The organism is Polynucleobacter sp. AM-26B4, assembly GCF_018882285.1.
GTDB lineage: Bacteria > Pseudomonadota > Gammaproteobacteria > Burkholderiales > Burkholderiaceae > Polynucleobacter.
Genome location: NZ_JACVOT010000001.1, coordinates 1,498,138 through 1,524,624, shown reverse-complemented (window position 1 = coordinate 1,524,624; position 26,487 = coordinate 1,498,138). Strand labels below are relative to the sequence as shown.

At 46.3% G+C, this 26,487-nt stretch carries 28 protein-coding genes; 5 read left to right on the top strand and 23 right to left on the bottom strand.

Annotated features, from left to right (window positions below):
• The first annotated feature begins 41 nt into the window (after positions 1-41).
• From modB to ICE88_RS07790, 3 genes are read left to right on the top strand one after another with little or no spacing between them, the layout of a single operon-like run.
• Positions 42-683, top strand: a complete 642-nt coding sequence (modB, locus tag ICE88_RS07800; RefSeq protein WP_216862214.1) for a molybdate ABC transporter permease subunit — start codon at positions 42-44, stop codon at positions 681-683.
• Positions 683-1,771 carry an ABC transporter ATP-binding protein gene (locus tag ICE88_RS07795; protein ID WP_216251392.1) on the top strand — a complete coding sequence of 363 codons (1,089 nt, stop codon included), beginning with the start codon at positions 683-685 and terminating at the stop codon, positions 1,769-1,771. Before modB ends, ICE88_RS07795 begins: the two co-directional genes overlap by 1 nt.
• Before the next feature lie 10 nt (positions 1,772-1,781).
• Positions 1,782-2,786: an MBL fold metallo-hydrolase gene (locus ICE88_RS07790; RefSeq protein ID WP_216251389.1), complete on the top strand. Its 1,005-nt coding sequence runs from the start codon at positions 1,782-1,784 to the stop codon at positions 2,784-2,786.
• A gap of 57 nt (positions 2,787-2,843) precedes the next feature.
• Here ICE88_RS07790 and ICE88_RS07785 read toward each other — a convergent pair whose 3' ends face one another.
• The 23 genes from ICE88_RS07785 to ICE88_RS07675 form a co-directional block, all read right to left on the bottom strand.
• Positions 2,844-4,046 carry an O-succinylhomoserine sulfhydrylase gene (locus tag ICE88_RS07785; RefSeq protein WP_370624438.1) on the bottom strand — a complete coding sequence of 401 codons (1,203 nt, stop codon included), beginning with the start codon at positions 4,044-4,046 and terminating at the stop codon, positions 2,844-2,846.
• Between the two features lie 9 nt (positions 4,047-4,055).
• Positions 4,056-5,597 (bottom strand): amidophosphoribosyltransferase, encoded by a 1,542-nt coding sequence (gene purF, locus ICE88_RS07780; RefSeq protein ID WP_216251386.1) that lies wholly within the window; start codon positions 5,595-5,597, stop codon positions 4,056-4,058.
• Between the two features lie 22 nt (positions 5,598-5,619).
• Complete coding sequence (locus ICE88_RS07775) at positions 5,620-6,135, bottom strand: CvpA family protein (protein ID WP_216251383.1); 516 nt, start codon at positions 6,133-6,135, stop codon at positions 5,620-5,622.
• 19 nt (positions 6,136-6,154) lie between these two features.
• Positions 6,155-6,859 (bottom strand): SPOR domain-containing protein, encoded by a 705-nt coding sequence (locus tag ICE88_RS07770; protein ID WP_216251379.1) that lies wholly within the window; start codon positions 6,857-6,859, stop codon positions 6,155-6,157.
• A gap of 33 nt (positions 6,860-6,892) precedes the next feature.
• A complete protein-coding gene (folC, locus tag ICE88_RS07765; RefSeq protein ID WP_216251376.1) occupies positions 6,893-8,194 on the bottom strand; it encodes a bifunctional tetrahydrofolate synthase/dihydrofolate synthase in 1,302 nt (433 codons plus the stop codon).
• A 14-nt stretch (positions 8,195-8,208) separates the two neighbouring features.
• Complete coding sequence (accD, locus tag ICE88_RS07760) at positions 8,209-9,081, bottom strand: acetyl-CoA carboxylase, carboxyltransferase subunit beta (protein WP_216251373.1); 873 nt, start codon at positions 9,079-9,081, stop codon at positions 8,209-8,211.
• Between the two features lie 2 nt (positions 9,082-9,083).
• Positions 9,084-9,881, bottom strand: coding sequence for a tryptophan synthase subunit alpha (trpA, locus tag ICE88_RS07755; protein ID WP_216251370.1), 798 nt, complete (start codon positions 9,879-9,881; stop codon positions 9,084-9,086).
• Positions 9,882-9,889: 8 nt separating this feature from the next.
• Positions 9,890-11,083 (bottom strand): tryptophan synthase subunit beta, encoded by a 1,194-nt coding sequence (trpB, locus tag ICE88_RS07750; protein WP_089515845.1) that lies wholly within the window; start codon positions 11,081-11,083, stop codon positions 9,890-9,892.
• Between the two features lie 10 nt (positions 11,084-11,093).
• Positions 11,094-11,771 carry a phosphoribosylanthranilate isomerase gene (locus ICE88_RS07745; protein WP_216251368.1) on the bottom strand — a complete coding sequence of 226 codons (678 nt, stop codon included), beginning with the start codon at positions 11,769-11,771 and terminating at the stop codon, positions 11,094-11,096.
• Positions 11,771-12,601 carry a tRNA pseudouridine(38-40) synthase TruA gene (truA, locus tag ICE88_RS07740; RefSeq protein ID WP_216251366.1) on the bottom strand — a complete coding sequence of 277 codons (831 nt, stop codon included), beginning with the start codon at positions 12,599-12,601 and terminating at the stop codon, positions 11,771-11,773. Before truA ends, ICE88_RS07745 begins: the two co-directional genes overlap by 1 nt.
• A gap of 1 nt (position 12,602) precedes the next feature.
• On the bottom strand, positions 12,603-13,955 hold the full coding sequence (locus ICE88_RS07735) for a FimV/HubP family polar landmark protein (protein WP_216251352.1): 1,353 nt from the start codon (positions 13,953-13,955) through the stop codon (positions 12,603-12,605).
• Positions 13,956-13,959: 4 nt separating this feature from the next.
• Positions 13,960-15,093, bottom strand: coding sequence for an aspartate-semialdehyde dehydrogenase (asd, locus tag ICE88_RS07730; protein ID WP_216251349.1), 1,134 nt, complete (start codon positions 15,091-15,093; stop codon positions 13,960-13,962).
• Positions 15,094-15,155: 62 nt separating this feature from the next.
• Positions 15,156-16,223 carry a 3-isopropylmalate dehydrogenase gene (leuB, locus tag ICE88_RS07725; protein WP_216251346.1) on the bottom strand — a complete coding sequence of 356 codons (1,068 nt, stop codon included), beginning with the start codon at positions 16,221-16,223 and terminating at the stop codon, positions 15,156-15,158.
• A 24-nt stretch (positions 16,224-16,247) separates the two neighbouring features.
• The gene (gene leuD, locus ICE88_RS07720; RefSeq protein ID WP_216251343.1) at positions 16,248-16,895 is read right to left on the bottom strand and encodes a 3-isopropylmalate dehydratase small subunit; all 648 of its coding nucleotides are present in this window, start codon (positions 16,893-16,895) and stop codon (positions 16,248-16,250) included.
• Positions 16,895-17,080 (bottom strand): hypothetical protein, encoded by a 186-nt coding sequence (locus ICE88_RS08565; RefSeq protein ID WP_255535267.1) that lies wholly within the window; start codon positions 17,078-17,080, stop codon positions 16,895-16,897. Before ICE88_RS08565 ends, leuD begins: the two co-directional genes overlap by 1 nt.
• An 18-nt stretch (positions 17,081-17,098) precedes the next feature.
• Positions 17,099-18,511 (bottom strand): 3-isopropylmalate dehydratase large subunit, encoded by a 1,413-nt coding sequence (gene leuC, locus ICE88_RS07710; RefSeq protein ID WP_089515861.1) that lies wholly within the window; start codon positions 18,509-18,511, stop codon positions 17,099-17,101.
• A gap of 12 nt (positions 18,512-18,523) precedes the next feature.
• On the bottom strand, positions 18,524-19,834 hold the full coding sequence (gene gltA / locus ICE88_RS07705; protein WP_216251341.1) for a citrate synthase: 1,311 nt from the start codon (positions 19,832-19,834) through the stop codon (positions 18,524-18,526).
• Positions 19,835-19,912: 78 nt separating this feature from the next.
• Positions 19,913-20,176 (bottom strand): succinate dehydrogenase assembly factor 2, encoded by a 264-nt coding sequence (locus ICE88_RS07700; RefSeq protein WP_216251338.1) that lies wholly within the window; start codon positions 20,174-20,176, stop codon positions 19,913-19,915.
• Entirely contained in the window at positions 20,176-20,883 is a 708-nt protein-coding gene (locus ICE88_RS07695) for a succinate dehydrogenase iron-sulfur subunit (protein ID WP_216251335.1), read from the bottom strand. Before ICE88_RS07695 ends, ICE88_RS07700 begins: the two co-directional genes overlap by 1 nt.
• Before the next feature lie 18 nt (positions 20,884-20,901).
• Positions 20,902-22,680: a succinate dehydrogenase flavoprotein subunit gene (gene sdhA / locus ICE88_RS07690; RefSeq protein ID WP_216251332.1), complete on the bottom strand. Its 1,779-nt coding sequence runs from the start codon at positions 22,678-22,680 to the stop codon at positions 20,902-20,904.
• A 3-nt stretch (positions 22,681-22,683) separates the two neighbouring features.
• Positions 22,684-23,046 carry a succinate dehydrogenase, hydrophobic membrane anchor protein gene (gene sdhD, locus ICE88_RS07685; RefSeq protein WP_216251330.1) on the bottom strand — a complete coding sequence of 121 codons (363 nt, stop codon included), beginning with the start codon at positions 23,044-23,046 and terminating at the stop codon, positions 22,684-22,686.
• 9 nt (positions 23,047-23,055) lie between these two features.
• Positions 23,056-23,442: a succinate dehydrogenase, cytochrome b556 subunit gene (gene sdhC / locus ICE88_RS07680; RefSeq protein ID WP_215289701.1), complete on the bottom strand. Its 387-nt coding sequence runs from the start codon at positions 23,440-23,442 to the stop codon at positions 23,056-23,058.
• Between the two features lie 130 nt (positions 23,443-23,572).
• A complete protein-coding gene (locus ICE88_RS07675) occupies positions 23,573-24,301 on the bottom strand; it encodes a GntR family transcriptional regulator (RefSeq protein WP_216251326.1) in 729 nt (242 codons plus the stop codon).
• A gap of 159 nt (positions 24,302-24,460) precedes the next feature.
• On the opposite strand from ICE88_RS07675, the gene ICE88_RS07670 reads away from it, so the two are divergent.
• Together ICE88_RS07670 and ICE88_RS07665 are read left to right on the top strand one after the other, a co-directional pair.
• Positions 24,461-25,447: a malate dehydrogenase gene (locus tag ICE88_RS07670; protein WP_216251323.1), complete on the top strand. Its 987-nt coding sequence runs from the start codon at positions 24,461-24,463 to the stop codon at positions 25,445-25,447.
• Positions 25,448-25,462: 15 nt separating this feature from the next.
• Positions 25,463-26,434 (top strand): CoA ester lyase, encoded by a 972-nt coding sequence (locus ICE88_RS07665; RefSeq protein WP_216251320.1) that lies wholly within the window; start codon positions 25,463-25,465, stop codon positions 26,432-26,434.
• The last annotated feature ends 53 nt before the right edge of the window (positions 26,435-26,487 follow it).

The following is a 26,487-nucleotide window of genomic DNA, read 5'->3' as shown; positions in this document are numbered from 1 at the left end:
GTTCCTCACTTCTCCCAAACACTTATTTTTTATAGCTAACTATGACGATTGATACGCAAGCACTGATACTGACTCTGAAGCTTGCATTGTTTACTTTGCTTTTTTTAATTCCATTTGGAATATGGGTTGCTTATCGCTTGGCGAGCATGCAAAAAGGCAAGTCATTTTTAGAAGCCACACTTGCCCTGCCTTTGGTTTTACCACCCACTGTTTTAGGTTATTACTTGTTGGTGAGTTTTAGCAATGTCACGCTTTTTAATGAACCATTAACTTTCACATTCACTGGCCTGGTGATTGCTTCGATTATTTTTAATTTGCCATTTGCGATCCAACCGATTCAACGCGCGTTCGAAGCGATTCCACAAGACATACGTGAAGCCGCGCAATGCAGTGGCTTGAGCCCCTGGAAAGCCTTCAAGTTAATTGAGCTACCACTGGCTTGGCGCGGCATCGTGAGTGCTGCAGTGATTACTTTTGCACACACCTTGGGTGAGTTTGGTGTGATCTTGATGATCGGTGGCTCCATCCCAGGAGAAACTAAAACGATTGCTATCTCAATTTATGACAGCGTGCAGAACATGGATCATGCCAGTGCCAGTGGCATGTCACTAATGCTGCTGATCATTTCATTGTTAGCCATTACTTGGAGCTATCAATTGACTGCCAAGAAGCGAGCCGCGTGATGTTAAAAGTTCAATTACAACGCAGCACTGGCTTTCCAATGCACATTGACTTTGAATGTGCTCCTGGGGAACTTCACATCTTGGTGGGTCCCTCAGGCAGCGGCAAAACAACGACCCTGCGCAGCATTGCTGGACTGTCTGATGTATCAGGTTTGATTCAATGCAAAGATCAGGTGTGGCTTGATAGCTCGCGAAATATTTTTATTCCAACCTATCAGCGCTCGATTGGGTTCCTATTCCAAAACTACGCCCTCTTTCCACACCTGACAGTTTTAGAGAATGTTTCGATTCCTCTCATTGGTCGCAAACAATCTACTCGTGATGAAGCATTTCGTTGGTTAGAGAGATTACGCATTGCTGATTTAGCCAATCGCTTACCGCACCAAATTTCTGGCGGCCAACAACAACGTGTCGCCTTGGCTCGTGCATTGGCCAGAGATCCTCATGCCCTGCTTCTAGATGAGCCATTCTCGGCTGTTGATGCACCCACCCGCCAAAATCTTTATGAAGCTCTGTCTGAGCTACGCCAAGCAGTTTCATTGCCCATCATTCTCGTGACACATGACTTGAATGAAGCGATTCGTTTGGGTGATCGAGTCACTGTGATTGATCATGGCAAGAGCTTGCAAACTTCGGACCCTCGCCATCTGATTGACAAACCTCGCAATGCTCGCGTTGCTGAATTAGTTGGTAGCCCGAATTTATTTGAAGGTCTTTATGACCAAGGTCGCTTATCTTGGGGTAAGCGTGGCTTGAATTTATTGGTCAAAGATAAGGGCAAGATTAAAAAGCCAATTGAAGTGGCCTGGGTGATTCCAAGCCACAGCATTGAAATTGTTGATTCTGAAGAACAAGCCAATAGTTACAAAATTAATCTAATTGACTGTGAAGTCTCAAGAGTCAGACAATTGGGACAGATTGCTGTGGTGTATTGGCAAGTCAAAGATTGTGACGATCACATTGTTTGGCAAGCATCATCCAGTGAATTAAGAAGATTGGGCATTGAAGTGGGCGCGCAGAAAAAGATTTATCTAGACCCTGAGCAAATTCACATCATGCCCATCAAGTTTCACCTAAAAAATACATAAGCGAGGTTGTATGACCAGTCATGACCGCAGAAGTGTTCTAAAAATTTCTTTAGGCGCTGTGGGCCTCTTAGCTTTACCTCAACTCACCCAATTTGCCAGAGCAGCTGAAGATTTTATTCGCGGACCTCGCATCAAAGATCACCCAATCAAACAGCTCAGCAAACATGTCTGGATGATTTACTCACCAGACGGTTTTCCAACGCCTGAAAATCAAGGCATGATGGCCAACATCACTTTTGTTGACACAGCCAAAGGCATCGTTGTGATTGATACAGGTGCATCTGTGCAGATTGGCGAAATGGCCATCAGGATGATGAAGACCTTCACCAAAAAACCGGTGATCGCCCTATTCAACTCTCACTATCACGGCGATCACTTCCTAGGCAATCAAGCCTTTGTTGAAGCTTATGGTCCTATGCCTATTTATGCGCACCCGTATAGTATGAAAGAAATCAAAGGCGTGGAAGGCAATGCTTGGAAGAATCTCATGGAGCGCTGGACCAATCAAGCAACAGCCGGAACCAAAGTCATTCCTCCGACGCATGTCGCAAATCATGGCGATCTATTCAAATACGGTGATGTCACCATCAAGATTCATCACTATGGTGTTGCGCACACCCCAGGTGATATTTGCATGGAGATTGTTGAAGATAAGGTCACGCATGTTGGCGATGTCGCAATGGATGATCGCATTGCTAATATGGATGATGGCTCATATGTTGGCACCTTCAAAACATACAAAGCCTTGACTCAAGCTGCCGGCGCGCAACTTTGGATACCAGGACATGGCAATGCTAAAAAAGAATTGCTCACAGAGTATGGTGAGTTCATGTCAGGCATTTATGAAACTTGCGTCAAAGCGGTTCAAGATGGTCTTGACCCAAGCACTGCTAAAAATTTAGTCCTCAAAGATCCTCGCGTAATGAAGTACGCTAAACGCACCAAAGGCTTTGACGGAAATATCGGCAAGTACACAAGTCTTGCCTACCTAGAAGCAGAAAAGGAAGCTTTTTAAGCTTCCTTTTTTGTCTTTAAGTCTTTTAGACTGTTTTTATATTTTTTACTTGATGACTTATTTGCCTAGACCAGGCAGCAAGTCATTTTTAATGTCTTCGATATTTTCCAAGCCAACAGCAATCCTCACCAAACTATCGGTGATACCCGCTGCCGCACGTGCTTCTGGTGTGACACGCACATGCGTGGTTGTTGCAGGATGAGTGATGGTGGTTCTTGTGTCACCCAAATTAGCGGTGATTGATAAGAGCTTGGTGCCATCAATGACTTTCCAAGCAGCTTCTTTGCCGCCCTTCAGCACAAATGACAAAATAGGTCCGCCCATTCTTTGTTGTTTCTTGGCCAACTCATACTGTGGGTGTGAAGCTAAGCCCGGGTGATACACACGCTCAACCGCAGGATGCTCCTCCAACCAAGTGGCTAATTCAAGCGCTGATTGACTTTGCTTTTCCAATCTCAAGTTCAGAGTCTCTAAGCCCTTCAATAAAACCCAAGCATTGAATGCAGACAGTGTTGGTCCAGCTGTTCTGACATACGGAAACACCTTGCCCAAAATAAATTCTTCAGTGCCCACAATGGCGCCACCCAAAACACGACCCTGACCATCCAAGTACTTGGTGGCCGAATGAATGATTACATCAGCGCCTAACTCCAATGGCTTTTGTAGTGCTGGTGTGCAAAAACAGTTATCCACCACGTAAAGTGCCTTGGCAGCTTTAGCGATTTTTGCAATAGCCGCAATATCACCTACCTCGGTTAAAGGATTGGATGGCGTCTCTAAATAAAATAGTTTGGTGTTGGGTTTGACAGCGGCTTTCCAAGAATCGAGGTTGGCCATGTCCACGTAAGTTGTTTCAATACCAAACTTACTCAAAATACTATTGAACAGTTGAATCGTGGCACCAAATACTGAGCGTGAACAGATCACATGATCGCCCGCTTGTAAATGTGACATCGCCACCGTCATGATCGCTGACATACCAGAAGACGTCGCAATACATGCCTCACCACCCTCTAGCGCTGCCAAGCGATCTTGGAACATCGCAACTGTTGGGTTGGTGAAACGAGAATAAATAAACCCTTTTTCCGCGTTTGCAAAACCATGGGCAGCATCAGCTGCACTGTCAAAGCAAAAACTGGAGGTTAAAAACATCGCCTCAGAGTGTTCATTGAACTCGGTACGACGCACGCCCGCACGCACACCCAAAGTGTCGGTGTGCAGGTTTTTAATGTCCAAAGGTGGCCGTTTTTTATCGCTCATGACTCAATACTACTCTTGAGAGGCCAAATGTAAATGTAATTGTGAACGAGCCAAGTCTGTGCCATCACCCTGCTGACGATCTGCCAAGGCTTTAGGTGTGTTTCTAGAAGCCTCTAGCGCATCCAAATAAGACTCGGTGATGTCGCCTGTGATGTACTTGCCATCAAAGCAAGAGGCATCAAAGTTGGTGATCGCAGGATTGATGTCTCTGACCGCTTTTTTGAGATCTTCAACATCTTGATAAATAAGCTCATCCGCACCAATCAACTTGGTGATTTCCTCGTGGGTTCGACCATAAGCGACTAATTCACTGCGGGTTGGCATGTCGATGCCATACACGTTTGGAAAGCGCACAGGAGGTGCAGCCGAAGCAAAGATCACTTTCTTAGCACCTGCATCACGCGCCATTTGCACGATCTCATAAGAGGTTGTGCCACGCACGATGGAGTCGTCCACAATCAATACGTTTTTGTCTTTGAACTCTAAGCGCATCGCATTGAGTTTTTGACGGACTGATTTTTTGCGCATCGCTTGACCAGGCATGATGAAAGTACGACCCACATAGCGATTCTTGAAGAAACCTTCGCGGTATGGCACGCCTAATAACTTGGCCACCTGCATGGCTGCTGGGCGGCTTGAATCAGGGATTGGCATCACCACATCAATTTGTGAGACATCAGTTTCTCGGGCAATTTTTTCTGCCAAGTAATTACCCATCAATAAGCGCACGTCATAAACGGTCACGCCATCAATGCATGAATCAGGTCTTGCTAAATAAACGTATTCAAAAATACATGGGTTGAGCGTGGCGTTCTCTGAACAAAGCTTGCTTTGGAATTGACCATCAAGACCAATAAAGATCGCCTCACCTGGTGCCACGTCTCTGACGAACTTGAAACCCAAACCTTCCAAAGTCACAGACTCAGAAGCAATCAACCACTCAGGGCCATTCGGTGTGTCCATGCGACCAATGCACAAAGGACGAATGCCGAATGGATCACGGAATGCCAATAAACCATAACCAGCGATCAAAGCGACCACTGCGTAAGAACCCTTTAAACGCTTTTGTACTTTTGTCACTGCGGCAAATGCTGAGGCAGCATCCAAGGCAATGCTGTCTGTGGCACGCTGCAACTCATCAGCCAAGACGTTCAATAAAACTTCAGTGTCTGAATTCGTATTGATGTGGCGACGATCTCGGTAGAACATCTCATCGCGCAAAGCAGGAGCATTGGTGAGATTGCCGTTGTGAGCCAAGATCAAACCAAATGGAGCATTCACATAAAACGGCTGAGCTTCTTCTTCACTGCTTGCCGATCCAGCTGTGGGATAACGAACCTGACCAATACCAGCATTACCTGGCAAGCTGCGCATATTGCGTGTTCTGAAAACATCACGCACCATGCCGTTGGCTTTATGCATGCTAAATGAACTGCCGTTCATGGTAGCTATACCAGCAGCATCCTGACCGCGATGTTGCAAAAGCAACAATGCGTCATAGAGCAACTGATTCACTGGACTATTGCCAACCGCCCCGACAATTCCACACATAAAGACCTCTATCTTTTTAAAACTACTTCTTTAACTGCCCAGACACCTGAGCAGCCCATTCATCTGGTAACCAAGCTTGAGCCATGCCGGTGAGCAATTCAATTGCTGGCAAAGTCCAAGCTTTACGCCATTCGTTTGTTTGCGTCGCCCCAGTCAATGACAAGAGGCTGCTCAACACAACGATGACCAACAAACCTCTTAGGAGACCAAAAGCAAAACCTAAAAAACGATCCATCGGACTCAGTCCAGCTTGCTGCATGATTTTGGCCAAAAAACGTCCAATCAATGCGCAAACGATCATCGTCACAATGAACAAAATCACAAAGCCAAGGGCCAACTGAGTCATCTCGCCACCTGGCACACCACTCAACCACTCCTTGGCCAACCAAGTCGCATAGTGATAAGCAACCCAAGAAGCGGCCACCCAAGCAATCAAAGCAAAAACTTCTCTGATCAAACCACGCCAAATACCCAAGAGCGCTGAAATTGCGAGTACTGCAAAAAATGCTATATCAACGACAGTGAAGTGAAGGTTCATGGCTGTTCAGATCCTGTGATCACTGTGGCTTTTGCTCAATAATTTTCGGACTTAAACCAACATACTTGATTTTTTTCTCAGCAGCTTCAGCAGTGGCTTTATCTTGATAGGGGCCAGATCTCAAGTGATGAAGCTTGACGCCCTCTTTATTTGGTTTGATTTCGATATAGCTGCTGACTTTTTGTTCTGTTAATTTCTTCTGCCAATTCTTCGCTCGTTCTTCTGATGAGAAAGCGCCGATTTGAACAATGAATTTGCCATTGGGACTAACTCCCAAATTTGGAGCAGCAGGAGTTGCTGGCGTGCGATTCTCAAGAATGGATAAAACCTCTTCACCTTTATCCAATGATTTAGCAACCGGTGTGGTCTTATCAGTCTTGATGTCTTCTTTTTTTGCTTCTTTAGATTCTTTGGTGTCTTTATTTTCTGCTGATGTCACAGGTGCAGATGGTGTGGCTGAATCAGTGGCCTTGGTCTCTTTAGGCTCTTCAACTTTTTTCTCGTCTTTTGATCCAGGCTGAATGATCTGGATTGCAATGTCGTTGCTATGCTGTTTTGGCTTAGAGTCAAAAATAATCGGTAGACCAGCGACAGCAACTGTTACCAAAAAGACTGCGCCAATTAAACGATGTCTGGCTTTTTGACGCTCTGGGTCTTCTGTTAGACCATCCTCAACGGGCGTGTTGTTTTTGCTACTTGAGCGATTAAGGAAAGGTAGGCGCATCAGCTAAGTTTTAGGTTCAAAGTAGTGTCATGGTTAATGAGCTTTTGCATTTCGGTAGGCTATCACACCAGCAACGGTGTAAAAGGATCCGAATACCGATATTCTATCACCCTCACCCGCCTTTTTTAAGGCTGATTCATAGGCCAAAGCAGGACTTGAGAAAACCTCGATCCCAGAGTCAGCCCCCTCTTTAAAGCCCAGGGATCTTAAGCGTGTCGCCAGGGATTCTGCAGAGGCCGCACGAGCGGTCGGGAGATCGCAAAAATACCAAAAATCAATCTTATCCATCATGGGTTTCAAGACCCCATCAATGTCTTTGTCCGCCATCGCACCAAAAACTGCAATCGTATAGGGGTGGTAGGCCATATTTTCGAGGTTTTGCGCAAGAGCGGCGCTGGCATGGGGGTTGTGAGCCACATCCAAAATGATGGTGGGCTGCCCAGGTAGAACCTGAAAACGCCCCGGCAGCTCAACCCAAGCCATGCCGTTTCTGATTTCTTGGGCCCCAACCGGTAATCGGTCTCTGACAGCGATCAAAGCCGCTATCACGGCGCTCGCATTGAGCAATTGATTGGCGCCCCGCAAGGCTGGATAACCCAAGCCTGAAAAACGTTTACCGCGCCCTGCCCAACCCCACTGTTGTTTATCACCCTGAAAGTTATAGTCTTTGCCGAGTAACCACAAATCAGCACCAATCGATGTTGCATGATCAATCAAGGATTGTGGTGGCACAGGGTCTGCACAGATGGCAGGTTTGTTGGCACGGAAAATACCCGCTTTTTCAAAAGCAATTTTTTCTCGGGTATCCCCAAGGTATTCCATGTGATCCAAATCGATGCTGGTGACAATCGCACAATCCGTGTCAATCATGTTCACTGCATCTAAGCGACCACCCAAACCAACTTCCAAAATGACCGCATCCAAATCAGCCGTTGCAAATAAATGCATGATGGCCAAGGTAGTGAACTCAAAATAAGTCAGCGTTGGTGGATTGGGTAAAGATGCTCTGGCTAATTCGACTGCTTTGAAGTGTTCAAGCAAGAGTTCATCACTCACGTTTTCGCCGTTCACGCGGGCGCGTTCATTGAATGACAGTAAATGCGGAGAGGTATGGCAACCGACTTTGTACGATGCTGCCAATAAGACGCTTTCAAGCAAAGCGCAGGTCGAACCTTTGCCGTTGGTACCACCAACAGTAAAAACCACTGCTTGGAAATTTAGTTGAAGAGCCTCTTTAACGCGTGTGATGCGCTCCAAGCCCATATCAATCCCAATGGGGTGTGCTGTCTCTAGGTGCTGGAGCCAATCATCTAAATTGTCAAACGTGTCAGGCAATTGAGACTGGGGTCTTAAACAACAGAATCTGTTGGTAACTTCAACAACAGCGCCAATAGATCGGCAATCTCTTTGCGCATTTGGCGACGATCAACAATCATGTCAATACCACCCTTTTGCATCAAGAACTCTGAACGCTGGAAGCCCTCAGGTAATTTTTCGCGAACGGTTTGTTCAATCACGCGCGGACCAGCAAAACCAATCAATGCTTTTGGCTCTGCCATCACCACATCACCCATGAAAGCGAAACTAGCGGAGATACCGCCCATGGTTGGATCGGTGAGAACGCTGATGTAAGGAAGTTTGGCATGAGCGAGCTTCACCAACATCGCATTGGTTTTAGCCATTTGCATCAATGACAATAAACTCTCTTGCATACGAGCACCACCCGTGGCGCTGATACAAATGAACGGTACTTTCTGTTCCAAGGCCATTTGGGCACCACGCACGAAACGCTCACCCACCACAGAGCCCATTGAACCGCCCATGAATTCAAATTCAAAACAGGCCACCACCACAGGAATGGTGTGAATCGAACCAGCCATGACCACCATGGCATCAGTTTCACCCGTTGAATCCATCGCATCTTTGATACGGTCTGGGTATTTCTTAGTGTCTTTGAATTTCAGGGCATCAATTGGCAATACTTCTTGGCCAATTTCATGACGACCTTCTAAATCTAATAATTTGTCTAAACGCTCACGTGCATTGATGCGCATGTGATGATCACATTTAGGGCAGACATGCATGTTTGACTCTAGGTCATTGCGATATAAAACAGCTTCGCATGACGGGCATTTGATCCACAAACCCTCAGGAACGCTTTTGCGCTGAGCAGGGTCAGTGTGTTGAATACTTGGGGGGAGAAGTTTATCAATCCAGCTCATATTTATTGATCCAAAGCCTTACGGATATCCTTTAGAAAGTCTTCTAGTGATTGTACTCTCTGTGCCGGTGCCGCCTCTTCTAAAAGCTGAACGATGCGACTACCAATCACGACCGCATCAGCCGTCTTCCCAATGGCCACCGCCGACTGGGCATCCCTGATACCAAAACCAACTGCGATTGGTACGGTTGATGCAGCTCTGATTTGCGGAATAATGCCTGCCACTGCCTGAGTGTCCAAGTTGGCAGCGCCCGTGACACCCTTGAGAGACACGTAATAAATATAACCAGCTGCGACTTTACCGACTTGATCAATGCGCGCTTGCGATGAAGTTGGAGCCAATAAGAAAATCGGATCGATGCCAGCTGCTTTACATTGATTGGCGAAGTCTTCACATTCTTCTGGTGGATAGTCCACCACCAAAATTCCATCAACCCCTGCATCTTTGGCAGTTCTAACAAATGTTTCAGTGCCCATGTGCTCAATCGGGTTGGCATACCCCATCAAGACCACTGGGGTGTGATCATTGGTTTGGCGAAATTGTTTGACCAATTCGATGCAATGCTTGAGTGTGGTGCCGTGAGACAAAGCTCTTTCTGAAGCTCTCTGAATCACAGGACCATCAGCCATTGGGTCTGAGAAAGGCACTCCCAACTCAATGACATCCGCGCCACCACGCACCAAGGCATGCATTAAATCAAGGGTGATACCTGGCTCAGGATCACCGGCAGTGATAAAGGGCACAAGACCTTTGCGGCCCTGTGCTTTTAAATCAGCAAATACTTTTGCAATCTTTGACATCTATATTCCTAAAACTTCAAACCTGATTCTTGAGCAACGGTGTGCATGTCTTTGTCCCCTCTTCCCGATAGATTGATCAAGATCGATTTATCTTTCGGTAAGGTTGGGGCCAATTTACAAGCGTAAGCGATGGCATGACTGCTTTCTAAAGCAGGAATGATGCCTTCAATTTGACAGCAATCATGGAAAGCCTTGAGTGCTTCGTCATCCGTCACAGCGACATATTCCGCACGCTTAGAGTCTTTTAACCATGCATGCTCAGGACCAACACCTGGATAGTCCATACCGGCTGATACTGAATGCGTCTCAGCAATTTGACCGTTTTCATCTTGCAACAAATAGGTGCGGTTGCCATGCAACACACCTGGAGTTCCAGCAACCAATGCAGCTGAATGCTCTTTGGTATTCAAACCATGACCGGCTGCTTCAACACCCACTAATTTCACATTCGGTACATCGATGTATGGATAGAAAATACCCATGGCGTTTGACCCACCACCTACGCAAGCCATCACGTAATCTGGTTGACGACCAATCATTTCTGGCATTTGTACTTTGCACTCTTCACCAATCACGCTTTGGAAATCTCTCACCATCATTGGGTATGGATGAGGACCTGCCACCGTACCGATGATGTAGAACGTGCTTTCCACATTGGTCACCCAATCGCGCATCGCTTCGTTCAAAGCATCTTTCAGGGTTTTGGTACCTGACTCTACTGGCACAACAGTTGCACCCAAGAGTTTCATGCGATAAACGTTTTGAGCTTGGCGAGCCACGTCGACAGAACCTTGGTAAACGATGCACTCTAATCCCATGCGAGCACAGATGGTAGCTGTTGCCACACCGTGCTGACCAGCACCTGTTTCAGCAATGATGCGTTTTTTACCCATGCGTTTGGCCAACATCGCTTGACCAATCACGTTGTTAATTTTGTGCGCACCTGTGTGGTTCAAATCTTCGCGCTTCAAATAAATTTGCGCTCCACCCAACATCTCACTCCAGCGTTTGGCGTGATAGACCGGTGAAGGACGACCCACAAAGTGTTTTAACTCTGAATGGAATTCAGCTAAAAATTCTGGGTCATGTTGATACTTCGCGTATGTCTCCTTGAGCTCAGTCAAGGCATACATCAAAGTTTCAGAAACGAAGACACCACCATAGGGGCCGAAGTGACCTCTGACGTCTGGAAAATCATACATAGTGTTACCTCTACACGAATGAGATGCCTTGATCGGCATCCCGGACTGCTTGAATAAACGCCTTCATTAGTTCAGGGCTTTTTTGACCTTTTGCCACTTCAATGCCACTCGACACATCCACAGCACAAGGTTTAAGGTGTGCAATACCCTCGCCCACGTTGTGCGTGTTCAATCCACCACTCAAAACGACCCGATGCGCGTTTTCTTTTGTCCATGTGTCCGGTATCAATGACCAATCAAATACATGCCCACCCCCACCGTAGCCCTCGACGAAGGCATCCAGTAAAAAGCCGGCTGCATCTGCGTATTGTAGAGAAAATTCAGATAAGTTGAAGCCCGCCTTGATTCTGGCGGCTTTCAGCCATGGCATGCCCTGAGCAATCTCCTTACAGCGTTCTGGGGTCTCATCCCCATGAAACTGCCATAAAGTCGTAGGAACACGCTCCTGGATCCTCAAAACCTCTTCATCCGTTGGGTTGACCACCAAAGCCACAGCATCCATCCCGCCAGGCATGCGGGCTATCAGGGCAGCCGCCATTTCAGGGCTGACATAGCGAGGGCTGGGCTCATAAAAGACGAATCCCAGGGCATCCACCCCCATAGAAACAGCCGCGTCCACATCGCTTGAACGAGTAAAACCACAGAATTTGATTCTGGTTTTATCAGCGGTTTGCTTTAGTAAGCCCATCAAGTGCCTGACTGTCCTAAAAGGTTGATTGGTAAAAAACTATTGGCCAAATTCGGCTCAGGAATATCGAACTGTTCTGGGTATCCTACCCTAAGAAGATAAAGTCCATCAGCCATGAAGGTGGCACCCGCCAATTGACGGTTTTTTGCTGCCAGCAAAGTACCCATCCAAGTGACTGCTTCTTTTCCAGTTCCAATCAGAAGCAAACTACCCACCAAATTACGCACCATGTGGTGAAGGAAAGCATTGCCCCTGAAAATAAAGTAAACCCATGGTCCATTTTCAATCACCGACACTTGATACAGAGTCTTGATGGGGGTTTTACTTTGGCATTCAGACGAGCGAAATGAACTGAAGTCGTGTTCACCCACCAATACCTGAGCAGCTTCATGCATGGCCGGCACATCCAAAGTCTTACCCTTGGGCAAACTTAAAAAGCCTGCTTTACCGTGCACGAGGGGTGAAGGTGTTGAACCAGTTAATAAGGCATAGCAATAGCTTCGCTCAAAAGCCATGTAGCGGGCATCAAAATGATCGGGGACTGGCTTGACCCACTGAGCTGTGACACTTGGCGGCAAAAAGGCATTGACCCCTTTGACCCAAGAAAGATCAGGTCTTACCACTTCAGTATCAAAATGAACCACCTGACCTAAAGCATGAACTCCCGTGTCGGTTCTTCCTGCTGTGATGGTTTTAACGGGCTCATTGTTTTCACCAATGAAGCGACTCAGAGCTGACTCTAGGTGGTCTTGAACTGTTTGGCCGTTGCTTTGGGTTTGCCAGCCAGAGAAAGCAGACCCGTCATACTGCAAACCCAAGGCAATGCGCATGCTATTTGGATGAGAGTTGATTGACTTCAGCCATCAATGATTTGGCTTGAATGGTTAGCTCAGGGTCAATCTGATTGCTCACCGCCAATACTTCCTGGATGGCTTCTCTAGCTGCAGCTAAATCTTCAATGGTGATGTAGGCTCTGATCAGATTCAGTTTGACACGCAGGCTTTCAGCACTCGGCAAATGATCGCCAGAGTTTTGAGAAGTTGTTGCAGCAGGCCCCAGATTTAAATCAAGCGATGCAAATAACTTGGCTGCTTGTTCAGGAACAGCATTTGGCTGGGTATTTAATTTATTAGAAGAACTATCAGACTGGCCAACCTTCTTCGCTTCACTCTTAGAAAGCTTTAACAAAACCAAAATGGCCAAGAATACAAAAATGGCAATAGCCAAAGGACCTGTTTGATTTTTCCAATCAATCGTTTCAGCGCTTGCTTGTCCTGAGCCTTGGTTTTGCATTAGCTTCTTCAGGTCAGCGATGTTTTTTTCTAATTCAACAATTCTTTGTTTGGCTTCTGACAAAGCTTTTTCTTGAACCAGCAATTCTTCCATGCGACGCTTGGCTTCACCTTCTAGGCCAGCAGCAGGACCAACCTTTAGTCGGTCACCAATAGCGGTTGATGCTTTGTCTTTACTTGAAGGTAATGCGCTTAAAGGTAAATCACCCTTGCCTGAGCGATAGGCTGCGTCTGCAGATTGAGCGATTTCTTTGGCCTCTTGCTTAGGCACACTTTTGACCATGGCTTGGCTAGGCATCTTTAATTCTGCACCTGCCATCAAGCGATGAATGCTGCCGCCTGCGAATGCTTGAGGATTTGCTCTGTACAAAGATATCAATGCCTGATCTAAGCTAGCCTCATCAAAGTTTGCCACAAGCTTGCTGGCGATTTCAGTCAGCGTGTCTCCAGCCTTTACTTCGACACTGGCTTGATCTGCCACCATCAAGGTGTAAACACGACGTACCAAGCCAGCGGACCAACGAACCTCTACCAAGGCATCCAAAAATATTTCATTCGCGGCTAACTTTAAGACCTCATCGGATGCAATCTTGATCGCTACCGGTTCTTCTTTTGAACCTTTTACTACTGTGACCTTTAATTGGGCTTGCGCTGCAGACGACGTGATGCCCAAACGTTGGTACATCTCAGGACTGGCCAAAGCCGCCTGGATATCTTTAATGTTTGAAAGCTCTGATGGATCAATTTGAATCGAGATTTGCGCTTGCAGCGGCTCGCCCACTTTTGATTGAATGCTCAAGTTGCCCAGATTCAAGGCGAGAGCTTGCCCAGCAAAAATCGCTGAGATCAAGCCAAGTGCTAGACGATGAAAACGTGGCAATTGCGCAATCAAGAAATTAACGCTCCAACAAAATGCGCAACATACGGCGCAATGGCTCAGCAGCGCCCCACAACAACTGGTCGCCCACTGTGAATGCGCCTAAATAATCAGGGCCCATGGCTAATTTATGCAAACGTCCTACTGGCACAGTCAAAGTACCAGTCACTGCCGCTGGAGTTAAGTCTCTCTCTGTGGTTTCGCGATCGTTAGGCACAACTTTGACCCAATCGTTAGCACCAGCCAAGATGCCTTCGATATCGCTCAAAGGAATGTCTTTTTTGAGCTTGATGGTCAAGCCCTGTGAGTGACAGCGCATGGCGCCAATGCGCACACACAAGCCATCAATTGGAATACTGCCAGCTGTTCTGAATGGTGGGTTACCTAGAATCTTGTTGCACTCTGAGCCACCCTTCCACTCTTCTTTGGTTTGACCATGCTCAACAGGCACATCAATCCATGGAATCAAACTACCAGCTAAGGCTGTGTTGCGGAAATTCTTTTTCGGGAAATTGGCTGAACGCATGGTTTCAGCAACTTTGCGATCAATGTCCAAAATGGCAGATGCAGGATCAGCCAATTCTGTTTTAACAGCATCGTGCAAAGCACCCATTTGAGACAACAACTCACGCATGTTCTGAGCACCTGCTCCAGAAGCTGCTTGGTAAGTCATGGCACTCACCCACTCAATAGCGCCTTCACGGAATAAACCGCCCATCGCCATCAACATCAAACTCACTGTGCAGTTACCACCCACCCATAAATTGCCACCTTTGCTAATAGCAGAATCGATCACTGGGCGGTTCACTGGATCCAAAACGATCACAGATTCATCAACCATGCGCAATGAGCTGGCTGCATCAATCCAATGACCTTTCCAACCAGCGGCACGAATCTTTGGGTAAATCTCTTTGGTGTAATCGCCACCTTGGCAAGTGATGATGATCTCGCAACGCTTCAATGCATCAATATCATCAGCTGAGTAAAGTTTTTTCTCATTCTTAGCCATCGCAGGTGCTGGACCACCAGCGTTGCTCGTGCTAAAAAAGACTGGCTCAATGAATGCGAAATCGCCTTCGTCTTGCATGCGCTGCATCAAGACACTGCCAACCATACCGCGCCAACCTACTAAACCAACCAATGGAGTTGCCATCACCACACCTATATTTTTAAAAAGTTTTTGTTAATTCTATTAATGAACCTGGGCTATCTATCTTACAGAGCTTTTAGAACTGCTTCGCCCATTTCTTTTGTGCCCACCAATTGGCAGCCAGCCGTCTTAATATCACCCGTTCGGTAACCCTGGGCCAAGACTTTTTGCACAGCAGCTTCAATGCGATCAGCTTGTTCAGCCTTACCCAATGAATAACGCAACATCATGGCTGCAGACAAAATGGTTGCCAAAGGATTGGCAATGCCTTTACCAGCGATGTCAGGTGCTGAACCATGACTTGGCTCATACAAACCTTTGTTATTTTTATCCAATGAAGCAGATGGCAACATACCGATTGAGCCAGTCAACATCGATGCCTCATCCGACAAAATATCGCCAAACAAATTACCAGTCACCACCACATCAAATGCTTTAGGTGCTTTGACCAACTGCATCGCAGCGTTATCCACATACATATGACTGAGTTCAACCTCAGGATACTCTTTAGCGATGCGCGTCATGACTTCTCTCCACAACTGTGAAGTCTCAAGGACGTTTGATTTATCAACGCTGCACACGCGCTTGTTGCGCTTTTGTGCCGCCTGAAATGCCACATGAGCAATCCGCTCCACTTCAGGCTCTGAATAACGCATGGTGTCAAAACCTTCACGCGTGCCAGGGAATAAACCATCTGTAGCAGTACGAATACCCTTTGGCATGCCAAAGTAGATATCACCATTCAACTCACGCACGATCAAAATGTTCAAACCAGCGATGATTTCTGGTTTCAAGCTAGATGCTTCAGTCAACTCCGGATAACAAATCGCTGGTCTTAAGTTGGCAAACAAACTGAGGTGTTTGCGCAAACCAAGAATCGCTTGCTCAGGACGCAGTTCACGGGCCAAGGTGTCGTACTTCCAGTCACCCACTGAACCAAACAAAATCGCATCAGCCTCTTTGGCCAACTTCAAAGTATCTTCAGGCAAAGGGTGGCCTTTGGCCTCGTAGCCAGCACCACCCACTGGAGCAGTTTCCATTTCAAAGGATTCGCCCAAGGCATTCAAGACCTTCACTGCTTCTGTAATGATTTCAGGACCAATGCCATCACCTGGCAATACTGCAATCTTCATGTCAAACCTTTAAACAGGAAAAAATTAAGGAAGCTTTGTCGCTAACCAAGGCATGCGCAGAACTCTCTCAGACTCATAAGTCTTGATTTTGTCTGCGTGTCGCAATGTCAAACCAATATCGTCCAGTCCATTGACCATGCAATATTTTCTGAATGCCGCGATATCAAAATCATACGTGCGGCCATCAGGCGCAATCACCTGTTGCTTCTCTAGATCAATGGTTAACTGGTAACCATTGAATGCGGCTGTTTCATTGAACAAGTGATCCACTTGCTGTGCAGTTAAAACGATTGGTAACAAACCATTTTTGTAACAGTTGTTAAAAAAGATATCTGCAAAGCTTGGCGCAATCACTGCTCTAAAACCATACTGCTCTAAAGCCCAAGGAGCATGCTCACGAGAACTGCCACAGCCAAAGTTTTGGCGAGCCAAAAGAATGCTGGCGCCTTTGTAGCGAGATTGGTTTAAAACAAAATCAGGATTGATTGGACGGTTAGTGCAATCTTGGCCAGGTTCACCATGATCTAAGTAACGCCACTCATCAAATAAGTTTTGTCCAAAACCAGTTCTTTTGATTGATTTCAAAAACTGTTTTGGAATGATGGCATCGGTATCCACGTTCTCGCGATCAAGCGGAACAACCAAGCCTTGGTGTACTGTGAACTTATTCATTATTTAACCGGAGTAACAACCACGCCAGAATTTGAAGCTTCATTGCCAGAATCAGATTTCTTAGGCATGTTTTTATCAACCACGGTTCCTAAGTTCTGAAGATCTTGACCAATACCAGAAATCGTATTGCAAGCCATCAATGAAGTTGCCATCAAACAAGCAAGTGCTAATTTTAAAGTTCTCATATTTATTGTCTCCGGGATTTACGCTATTTTACGAACATCAACAAAGTGACCTTCTAAAGCTGCAGCTGCAGCCATCGCAGGGCTCACCAAATGTGTTCTTCCGCCATTACCTTGGCGTCCCTCAAAATTACGGTTTGATGTTGAAGCGCAACGCTCACCTGGCTCTAAACGATCAGCATTCATGGCCAAACACATCGAGCAACCAGGCTCACGCCACTCAAAGCCAGCGGCCTTGAACACGCGATCCAAACCTTCGCGCTCAGCTTGCTCTTTCACTAAACCAGAACCAGGAACCACCATCGCCAACTTCACAGTTGGTGATACTTTCTTGGCGATGCGCTCAACCACGCGAGCAGCCGCGCGGATGTCTTCAATACGACTATTGGTGCAAGAACCAATGAATACTTTATCAACCATGATGGCTTCAATCGCTGTATTAGGCGTGAGTGCCATATAGCTCAAAGCTCTTTCCATTGCTTCACGCTTGACCGGATCTTTTTCTTTTTCAGGATCAGGTACTTTGTCTTCAATCGATAAAACCATTTCTGGCGAAGTACCCCAAGTCACTTGCGGCTTGATCTCTTCTGCGCGCAACTCGACCACTCGGTCAAATACTGCGCCTTCATCAGTGTGTAATTTTCTCCAGTACTGCAAAGCTTGACGCCAAGCTTCACCTTCTGCTGGAGCATAAGGACGACCCTTGACGTAGTTGATGGTTGTTTCATCAACACCCACAATACCTGCACGAGCACCTGCCTCAATCGCCATGTTGCAGATGGTCATGCGACCTTCCATGGATAAAGCACGGATTGCTTGACCGGCAAACTCAATCGTGTAACCCGTACCACCAGCAGTGCCAATCTTGCCAATAATGGCTAAAACAATATCTTTAGCAGAGCAACCCAAAGGCAGTTGACCTTCGACTCGCACCAACATGTTTTTGCTTTTCTTCATCAGCAAAGTTTGAGTGGCCAAGACATGCTCCACTTCTGATGTGCCAATACCAAACGCCAATGCACCAAAAGCACCGTGCGTACTTGTATGAGAGTCACCGCAAACCACTGTCATGCCAGGCAATGTAGCGCCCTGCTCTGGTCCAATCACGTGCACGATGCCTTGACGCTTATCGTGCATCTTGTATTGAGTGATACCAAATGCATCGCAGTTTTGATCCAAGGTGTCGATTTGTAAACGTGACACTGGATCTTTGATGCCTTCTGAACGATCAGTTGTAGGAACGTTGTGATCAGACACCGCCAAGTTCGCTGAATTTCTCCAAACTGGGCGCTGCGCTAAAGACAAACCCTCAAAGGCTTGAGGGCTGGTCACTTCATGCAATAACTGTCGATCAATGTAGAGGACAGTGGTACCGTCCTCTTCCATGTGAACAACATGGTCATCCCACAACTTGTCATACAAAGTACGAGCCATGAATCTTCCTAATTAACGCTTTGCGATTGGTTTAACAGCACGTGTTGGGCTACCAACAAACAACTGACGTGGACGGCCAATCTTGTACTCTGAATCAGTGATCATTTCTTCCCACTGTGAAATCCAACCCACTGTACGTGCAAGAGCAAAGATACAAGTGAACATTTCTGTTGGAATACCCAGTGCGCGCTGAACAATGCCTGAGTAGAAGTCAACGTTTGGATATAACTTACGGCTCACGAAGTACTCGTCTTCCAAAGCAATCTTCTCAAGTGTCATTGCCAACTTGAACAATGGATCATTCTCAAGACCTAATTCTTTTAGAACTTCATGACATGTTTCACGCATCAATTTAGCGCGCGGGTCAAAGTTTTTGTAAACACGGTGACCAAAGCCCATCAAACGAACACCAGAGTTCTTGTCTTTAACTTTAGCAATGAACTCATCAATCTTCTCAACACCACCGTTGGCTTGAATCTCTTCCAACATCTGCAAACAAGCTTCGTTAGCACCACCGTGAGCAGGACCCCACAAGCAAGCCACACCAGCAGCAATTGCAGCAAAAGGATTGGTGCCTGAAGAACCTGCCAAACGAACTGTTGAAGTTGAAGCGTTTTGTTCGTGGTCAGCATGCAAAATGAAGATGCGATCCAAAGCTCTGACCAATACTTCATTCACCTTGTACTCTTCACATGGCGTTGCAAACATCATTTGCATGAAGTTAGCTGTGTATGAAAGATTGTTCTTTGGGTAAATCATTGGTTGGCCAACTGAATACTTGTAAGCCATCGCAACCAATGTTGGCATTTTTGCGATCAAACGAATTTGTGACACTTCACGTTGATGAGCATCGTTGATGTCTAAACCATCGTGATAGAAAGCAGCCATACCGCCCACCAAGCCAGTCAATACAGCCATTGGGTGTGCGTCACGGCGGAAGCCGCGCAAGAAGAATTGCATTTGCTCGTGCACCATGGTGTGGTGCATGACCAAGTCATCAAATTCTTTCTTTTGAGCTGCATTTGGCAACTCGCCTTTTAATAATAAATAGCAAGACTCTAAGAAGTCACAGTTAGTGGCCAAATCCTGAATCTGGTAACCGCGATAAAGCAACTCACCTTTGTCACCATCGATATAAGTGATCTTTGAGTTACATGAAGCAGTAGACATAAAACCTGGGTCATAAGTGAACTTACCTGTCTGACCGTATAGTTTGCGAATATCAATCACGTCAGGGCCAACCACACCCTTGTAGATTGGTAACTCAATGGCGGGCGTGCCATCTGAGAACGATAACGTGGCTTTTTCATTTGTTGCGTTCATATTTCAATCCCTTATACGCGTTTTTGTTTTTAGCAAACTAACAAGTTTTATTCCTAGCAACTTCTTTTGTAGAAATGATTAATTTCTAACTGGGCGCAGCATGGCTAGAACACGATGCACACCTTCAGTCGCAAGTTCCCCCTCCGGTTCCTTGCGACGCAGCAACAAATCCATCAAGTCATTGTCACTTAAATCTAACAACGTATTGAGAGGCTCTAAGTCACTCTCTTCAATCCGATCATGAAAGCGTTCAAAGAAGCGCTCCATCATCAAATCATTTTCCAGCAAACCTCGTCGCGCACGCCAACGCAAGAGCGACAAGGTTTCAGATGGTATCGGCATTAAACAGCTCGTCGAACCATTAACTCTTTGATCTTACCAATCGCTTTTGTTGGGTTCAATCCTTTAGGACAAACATCCACACAGTTCATGATGGTGTGGCAACGGAACAAACGGTATGGATCTTCTAAGTTATCCAAACGCTCTGATGTCACTTGATCACGGCTGTCAGCGATGAAACGGTAAGCTTGTAACAAGCCAGCTGGACCCACAAACTTATCTGGGTTCCACCAGAATGATGGGCAAGATGTTGAGCATGAAGCACACAAGATGCACTCATACAAACCATCCAACTCTTCACGCTCTTCTGGACTTTGCAAACGCTCTTTCTCAGGCGGTGGCGTGTCGTTCACCAAATATGGGCGAATCGAGTGGTATTGCTTGAAGAACTGAGTCATGTCAACAATCAGGTCACGCACCACTGGCAAACCAGGCAATGGGCGCAAAGAAATTTTCTTTGGCAAAGTCAACATATTGGTCAAGCAAGCCAAGCCATTCTTACCATTGATGTTCATGGCATCAGATCCACAAACACCTTCGCGGCAAGAACGACGGAAAGACAAAGTCTCGTCCATCTTCTTTAGCTTCATCAACGCATCTAACAACATGCGCTCAGAACCATCCAACTCCACCTCATAACTTTGCATGCGTGGCGCTGCATCGACTTCTGGATCGTAACGGTAGACTTCAAATATACGTGTATCGCTCATGTTTCTTCCTTAATACTTTTAGAAAGTACGAACTTTTGGTGGAATAGATTCAACGGTTAGCGGAGTTAATTTCACAGGCTTGTAATCAAGCTTGTTACCTTCGCTGTACCAAAGTGTGTGTTTCATCCATTGCTGGTCATTACGCTCAGGGTGATCATCGTGCGCATGAGCGCCACGGCTTTCTTTACGAGCAGCAGCTGAAACCATTGTGGCATTCGCAGCCTCAACCAAGTTCTCTAATTCAAGAGCTTCGATGCGAGCTGTGTTGAACACTTTTGACTTGTCTTTCAAGTGAATGCTCTTAGCGCGCTCAGTGATGGCTGCCATTTTTGTAACGCCGCCATCCATGAGTTCCTGAGTACGGAATACGCCGCAATGTTTTTGCATCGTGCTACGAATGTCGTTGGCCACATCTTGTGTGTACTCACCAGATGTTGAGTTATCCAACTTCGCCAAACGTGCCAATGAGCTATCAGCAGCATCTGCTGGTAGTGGCTTGTGCTCTTTTTGTTTCAATGCTGTTTCCACAACGTGGTTACCAGCAGCACGGCCAAACACCAACAAGTCTAACAATGAGTTAGTACCTAAACGATTGGCACCGTGTACTGATACGCAAGAGCACTCGCCCATCGCGTAGAAGCCATTGATGATTTCATTCGGGTTGCCATTCTTAGGAGCGACCACTTGACCATGAATGTTGGTTGGAATACCACCCATCTGGTAGTGAATCGTTGGCACAACTGGAATTGGATTCTTCGTCACGTCCACGTTAGCGAAGTTGATACCAATCTCATAAACAGATGGCAAACGCTTGTGAATCGTATCGGCGCCCAAGTGAGTTAAGTCGAGCTCGATGTAGTCTTTATTTGGACCACAACCACGTCCCTCTTTGATCTCTTGGTCCATACAACGAGAAATGAAGTCTCTTGGCGCTAGGTCTTTAAGAGTTGGTGCATAACGCTCCATGAAACGCTCACCAGCGCTGTTCAATAGAATCGCACCTTCACCACGACAACCTTCTGTCAACAACACACCCGCACCAGCAACACCGGTTGGGTGGAATTGCCAGAATTCCATGTCTTCTAGTGGTACACCAGCGCGAGCTGCCATACCCATACCATCACCTGTGTTGATGAAAGCATTGGTTGAGGCTTGCCAAATACGGCCAGCACCACCAGTTGCAAACATTACGCACTTGGCCTGAAGAATATGAACCTCTCCAGTTTCCATTTCTAAAGCAGTCACACCAACCACATCACCTTCAGAGTCACGAATAACGTCTAGCGCCATCCATTCAACAAAGAAGTGTGTCTTGGCGCGCACGTTGCGCTGATAGAGTGTGTGCAATAAAGCGTGACCAGTACGGTCGGCTGCAGCACAAGCACGTTGCACAGCTTTTTCACCGTAGTTCGCAGTATGACCACCGAACGGGCGCTGATAAATAGTGCCGTCAGGGTTGCGGTCAAAAGGCATACCGTAATGCTCTAACTCGTAAACCACTTTTGGAGCTTCACGACACATGAACTCGATCGCATCTTGGTCACCCAACCAGTCAGAACCTTTGACTGTGTCAAAGAAGTGGTAGTGCCAATTGTCGTCACTCATGTTACCCAATGAAGCGCCTATACCACCCTGCGCTGCCACTGTGTGTGAACGTGTTGGGAAAACTTTTGAGAGAACTGCAACGTTTAAGCCAGCTTCAGCCAATTGCAATGAAGCTCGCATACCGGCACCGCCGGCACCAACGATAACAACGTCAAAACGACGTGTAGGTAATGCTGTCTTGATGGCAGCCATGCGTTACACCCTCCAAAGGATTTGAGCGGTATAGCCGAAACAAGCAATCAGCCATAACGCGGTTAATACGTGCAGTGTCAAACGAATGCTCACTGGTTTGATGTAATCCATCCAGATGTCGCGAACACCAATCCATGCGTGATACAACAAGCTCATGATGGCCAGTAATGTGATCAACTTCATGATTTGGTTGGCAAACAAACCAGACCAAGCTTCATAAGTTGCATCACCTAGCAAAAATGACACCAACAAAATTAATGTAAAGATAATCAGAATGACCGCTGTCACGCGTTGCAACAACCAGTCTTTGAGGCCGTAATGGGCACCAACTACGATGCGCTTTGGTCCGATATTGTTATTAGCCATGTGGATTCCTTAAAACAAACCAAATAGCTTGGCAGCACACACCGCTGTCAAACTCAAACTAACCACTAGAACACCAACTGCTGATTTAGCAGCTGAGTACTTATCAATACCTTTGTGAAGATCAAGCATCAAGAAACGAATGCCAGCACAGAAGTGATGAAGGTATGACCAAATCAAAGCTAGAACGATCAATTTGATGATCGGATGAGCCATCACCGATTTAAAAGTTTCGAAGCTGATCTCTGAAGTGATGCTTTTATCTAGAAGATAAAGCACAAATGGAATCAAAATGAACATCAATAAGCCGCTCACGCGATGCAAGATTGATACTTTGCCAGCCCATGGCAAACGATATTTCATTAAGTCAAAAACATGAATATTTCTAAATTCTGGCATTTCAAACCCCTAATTATTTTTTGCTGTGCTGCAAAACAAATGATTTTATCGCTTAATTAACTTTCTTAAGTCTGACTTTTCAAAAAAAACTGCTGCTAAATCCAAAAAATATTTAAAACTGCCTACATCGTTAATTTAATTCATTTAAATAATGATGGCTTGCCGTCAAATAAACGGCTTTACGAACCTCGACTGGACGCTCTCCGTAGGTGTATGAGACACGCTCCACAGCCAATAGTGGAGTATTTTGCTCAACTCCTAAGTGCTTGGCGGACAACTCATCGGCAGCAACGGCTCTTAAACGTTCAGTTGCACGCACCATGTGGGTGCCAAATTCAGTTTCAAACAAGGCGTACATCGGTCCACGCCAGTCAACTAGGCGCTCAACGCTCAAACCTTTAAAAGTTGTTCCTGGCAGCCAAATTTCTTCATAAACGGTTGCTTCTTCGGAGAAATACAGAATACGCTCAATCTGAATCACTGCATCGCCGGACTTCAGATCCAATAAACGGGCGATCTCAGCCGGCGCTCTTAAGCGCTTACAGTCCAAAATAGTACTTTTTGGGTAATGCGGCTCACCGTTATCTGGAACCAGTCTCAAAAACCTGAAATGAACCCGATCTTCATGGTGGGTAGCCACAAAAGTGCCCTTACCCTGCCTTCTGACCAAGAGATTTTCACTGGCCAACTCGTCAATCGCCTTGCGAACTGTGCCCTGGCTGACCTTGAACCTGGTGGCCAGGTCATTTTCACTAGGAATGGCTTCGCCAGGCTTCCACTCCCCAGCCTGCAAGCTTCCCAGTATTAGCGCCTTGATTTGTTGATAAAGCGGGCTAAAAGTTGCAATTGTTTCAGTCATGACCGTTATTTCATCACAACCAAGGGGTTTTAGTCTATAGACTTATGTCTTATATAAGACTATTTGACAGAAATAGTCATAAAGTCCTAAACTTTGTACGTTTAGCGTCAGAACCAAGGCGCAATATAACTTTTTTTAATTTAAGCTCGGAGCAAACTCATGGCAAAAGCACCTTTGCGCGTCGCAGTTACTGGCGCAGCCGGCCAAATTGGCTATTCATTACTATTCCGCATCGCTAATGGCGACATGTTGGGTAAAGACCAACCGGTGATTTTGCAGTTGTTAGAAATCCCTGATGAAAAAGCTCAAAAAGCCCTTTCAGGCGTGATGATGGAGATCGATGACTGCGCATTCCCATTGCTAGCAGGCATGACAGCTCATAGCGATCCAATGACAGCATTCAAAGATATTGACTACGCAGTTCTAGTAGGTGCCCGTCCTCGTGGTCCCGGTATGGAGCGTAAGGATCTTTTGTCAGCCAACGCACAAATTTTCACTGCTCAAGGTAAAGCCTTGAACGCAGTAGCTAAGCGCACTGTTAAAACATTGGTTGTTGGTAACCCAGCAAACACCAATGCTTATATCGCCATGAAATCTGCACCAGACCTACCAGCTAAGAACTTCACAGCGATGTTACGTTTGGACCACAACCGTGCTTTGTCACAATTAGCAGCTAAGACTGGTAAAGCAGTGGCTGATATTGAGAAATTGATCGTATGGGGCAACCACAGCCCAACGATGTACCCTGACTATCGTTTCGCAACGATTGGCGGTCAATCAGTGAAGCAAATGATCAATGACGAAGAGTGGAACAAGAACACATTCTTGCCAACAGTTGGTAAGCGTGGTGCAGCGATCATTGATGCACGCGGTTTGTCTTCAGCAGCTTCTGCGGCTAACGCAGCAATTGATCACATCCATGATTGGCACTGCGGCACAAATGGTAAGTGGGTCACAATGGGTATTCCATCAGATGGTTCATACGACATTCCTAAGGAAGTGATGTATGGCTTCCCAGTGACTTGCGAAAACGGCGAGTACAAAATTGTTCAAGGTTTAGAAGTTGATGCATTCTCACGTGAGCGCATGAATTTCACATTGAATGAATTGACTGAAGAGCAAGAAGGCGTGAAGCATTTGCTATAAGCAAACGCTCAACTCATGCAACCTAGTCAAGTGTTGTTCCAAGGTGAGGCCCTTCCGAGGGCCTTACCTGTTTGTGATCACTACGCAGGCACCGAAGTTCGCATGCGCAAGGCACTGGCTTTGCAAGCAGAACTGGGTCCAGTCTTTGATATCACGTTTGATTGTGAAGATGGCGCACCTGTTGGTAAAGAAGCAGAACATGCTCAACTGGTTGCCGACATCCTCTTAAGTTCAGATAATCGTTTCAATCGTGTTGGCGTCAGAATCCATGATCCGAGTCATCCTTCTTGGAAAGCGGATGTCGCCACTCTGATCAAGCAAGCTGGTAAAAAAATCGCCTTCGTGATGATTCCGAAAGTGGTTTCAGCCACACAAACTCAAAGCATCATTGATGAAATCAATCACGTCGCTAAAACTGCCAACATTGGCCGAGTGATTCCAATTCAAGTCTTGATTGAAACTCATGGCGCACTTCAAGATGTGCAAGGGATTGCTGCTTTAGAACAAGTGGAGTCTTTGAGTTTTGGTTTGATGGATTTTGTTTCAGCCCATCATGGTGCCATTCCTGGCAATGCGATGGACCGCGGTCAGTTCGATCATCCATTGGTCGCACGCGCGATGCTAGAGATTTCAGCAGCCTGCCACGCGCATGGCAAAGTGCCCTCTCACAATGTTTGCACGAATATCAATGATGTCGCCATCATTGAATCCGATACTCTGCGTGCCAAGAATGAATTTGGCTTCACACGCAAGTGGAGTATTCATCCGAATCAGATTCCTGTGATCGTGAAGACTTTGTCTCCAACACCGAATGAGATTGATGAGGCCTGCTCTATTCTCTTGGCAGCTCAAGAAGCTCAATGGGGACCAATCCAACATGAAGGCAAACTTCATGATCGAGCTAGTTACAGGTATTTCTGGACTATTTTGCAAAAAGCTCATTTAACTGGCCATGCTATTCCAGCCAAGGCTGAAAAGTTAATTTAAGTCATCAATAAAAATATAGTTGCAAGGTTTCAACCATAGGGTCTTGTTTTGCT

Bases quoted from the DNA above. Each gene is read 5' to 3' on its own strand.
- ICE88_RS07745 (WP_216251368.1), bottom strand. From the start codon at position 11,771: ATGGGCTTACTAAAGCAAACCGCTGATAAAACCAGAATCAAATTCTGT.
- ICE88_RS07790 (WP_216251389.1), top strand. From the start codon at position 1,782: ATGACCAGTCATGACCGCAGAAGTGTTCTAAAAATTTCTTTAGGCGCT.
- ICE88_RS07775 (WP_216251383.1), bottom strand. From the start codon at position 6,135: ATGAACCTTCACTTCACTGTCGTTGATATAGCATTTTTTGCAGTACTC.
- ICE88_RS07785 (WP_370624438.1), bottom strand. From the start codon at position 4,046: ATGAGCGATAAAAAACGGCCACCTTTGGACATTAAAAACCTGCACACC.
- modB (WP_216862214.1), top strand. From the start codon at position 42: ATGACGATTGATACGCAAGCACTGATACTGACTCTGAAGCTTGCATTG.
- trpA (WP_216251370.1), bottom strand. From the start codon at position 9,881: ATGTCAAAGATTGCAAAAGTATTTGCTGATTTAAAAGCACAGGGCCGC.
- ICE88_RS07675 (WP_216251326.1), bottom strand. From the start codon at position 24,301: ATGACTGAAACAATTGCAACTTTTAGCCCGCTTTATCAACAAATCAAG.
- truA (WP_216251366.1), bottom strand. From the start codon at position 12,601: ATGCGCATTGCCTTGGGTTTGCAGTATGACGGGTCTGCTTTCTCTGGC.
- leuC (WP_089515861.1), bottom strand. From the start codon at position 18,511: ATGGCTCGTACTTTGTATGACAAGTTGTGGGATGACCATGTTGTTCAC.
- asd (WP_216251349.1), bottom strand. From the start codon at position 15,093: ATGGCAACTCCATTGGTTGGTTTAGTAGGTTGGCGCGGTATGGTTGGC.
- ICE88_RS07670 (WP_216251323.1), top strand. From the start codon at position 24,461: ATGGCAAAAGCACCTTTGCGCGTCGCAGTTACTGGCGCAGCCGGCCAA.
- trpB (WP_089515845.1), bottom strand. From the start codon at position 11,083: ATGTATGATTTTCCAGACGTCAGAGGTCACTTCGGCCCCTATGGTGGT.
- gltA (WP_216251341.1), bottom strand. From the start codon at position 19,834: ATGAACGCAACAAATGAAAAAGCCACGTTATCGTTCTCAGATGGCACG.
- ICE88_RS07665 (WP_216251320.1), top strand. From the start codon at position 25,463: ATGCAACCTAGTCAAGTGTTGTTCCAAGGTGAGGCCCTTCCGAGGGCC.
- purF (WP_216251386.1), bottom strand. From the start codon at position 5,597: ATGTGTGGAATTGTCGGGGCGGTTGGCAATAGTCCAGTGAATCAGTTG.
- sdhC (WP_215289701.1), bottom strand. From the start codon at position 23,442: ATGCCAGAATTTAGAAATATTCATGTTTTTGACTTAATGAAATATCGT.
- ICE88_RS07795 (WP_216251392.1), top strand. From the start codon at position 683: ATGTTAAAAGTTCAATTACAACGCAGCACTGGCTTTCCAATGCACATT.
- ICE88_RS07770 (WP_216251379.1), bottom strand. From the start codon at position 6,859: ATGCGCCTACCTTTCCTTAATCGCTCAAGTAGCAAAAACAACACGCCC.
- sdhA (WP_216251332.1), bottom strand. From the start codon at position 22,680: ATGGCTGCCATCAAGACAGCATTACCTACACGTCGTTTTGACGTTGTT.
- ICE88_RS07700 (WP_216251338.1), bottom strand. From the start codon at position 20,176: ATGCCGATACCATCTGAAACCTTGTCGCTCTTGCGTTGGCGTGCGCGA.
- leuD (WP_216251343.1), bottom strand. From the start codon at position 16,895: ATGAATAAGTTCACAGTACACCAAGGCTTGGTTGTTCCGCTTGATCGC.
- sdhD (WP_216251330.1), bottom strand. From the start codon at position 23,046: ATGGCTAATAACAATATCGGACCAAAGCGCATCGTAGTTGGTGCCCAT.
- ICE88_RS07695 (WP_216251335.1), bottom strand. From the start codon at position 20,883: ATGAGCGATACACGTATATTTGAAGTCTACCGTTACGATCCAGAAGTC.
- accD (WP_216251373.1), bottom strand. From the start codon at position 9,081: ATGAGCTGGATTGATAAACTTCTCCCCCCAAGTATTCAACACACTGAC.
- leuB (WP_216251346.1), bottom strand. From the start codon at position 16,223: ATGAAGATTGCAGTATTGCCAGGTGATGGCATTGGTCCTGAAATCATT.
- ICE88_RS08565 (WP_255535267.1), bottom strand. From the start codon at position 17,080: ATGAGAACTTTAAAATTAGCACTTGCTTGTTTGATGGCAACTTCATTG.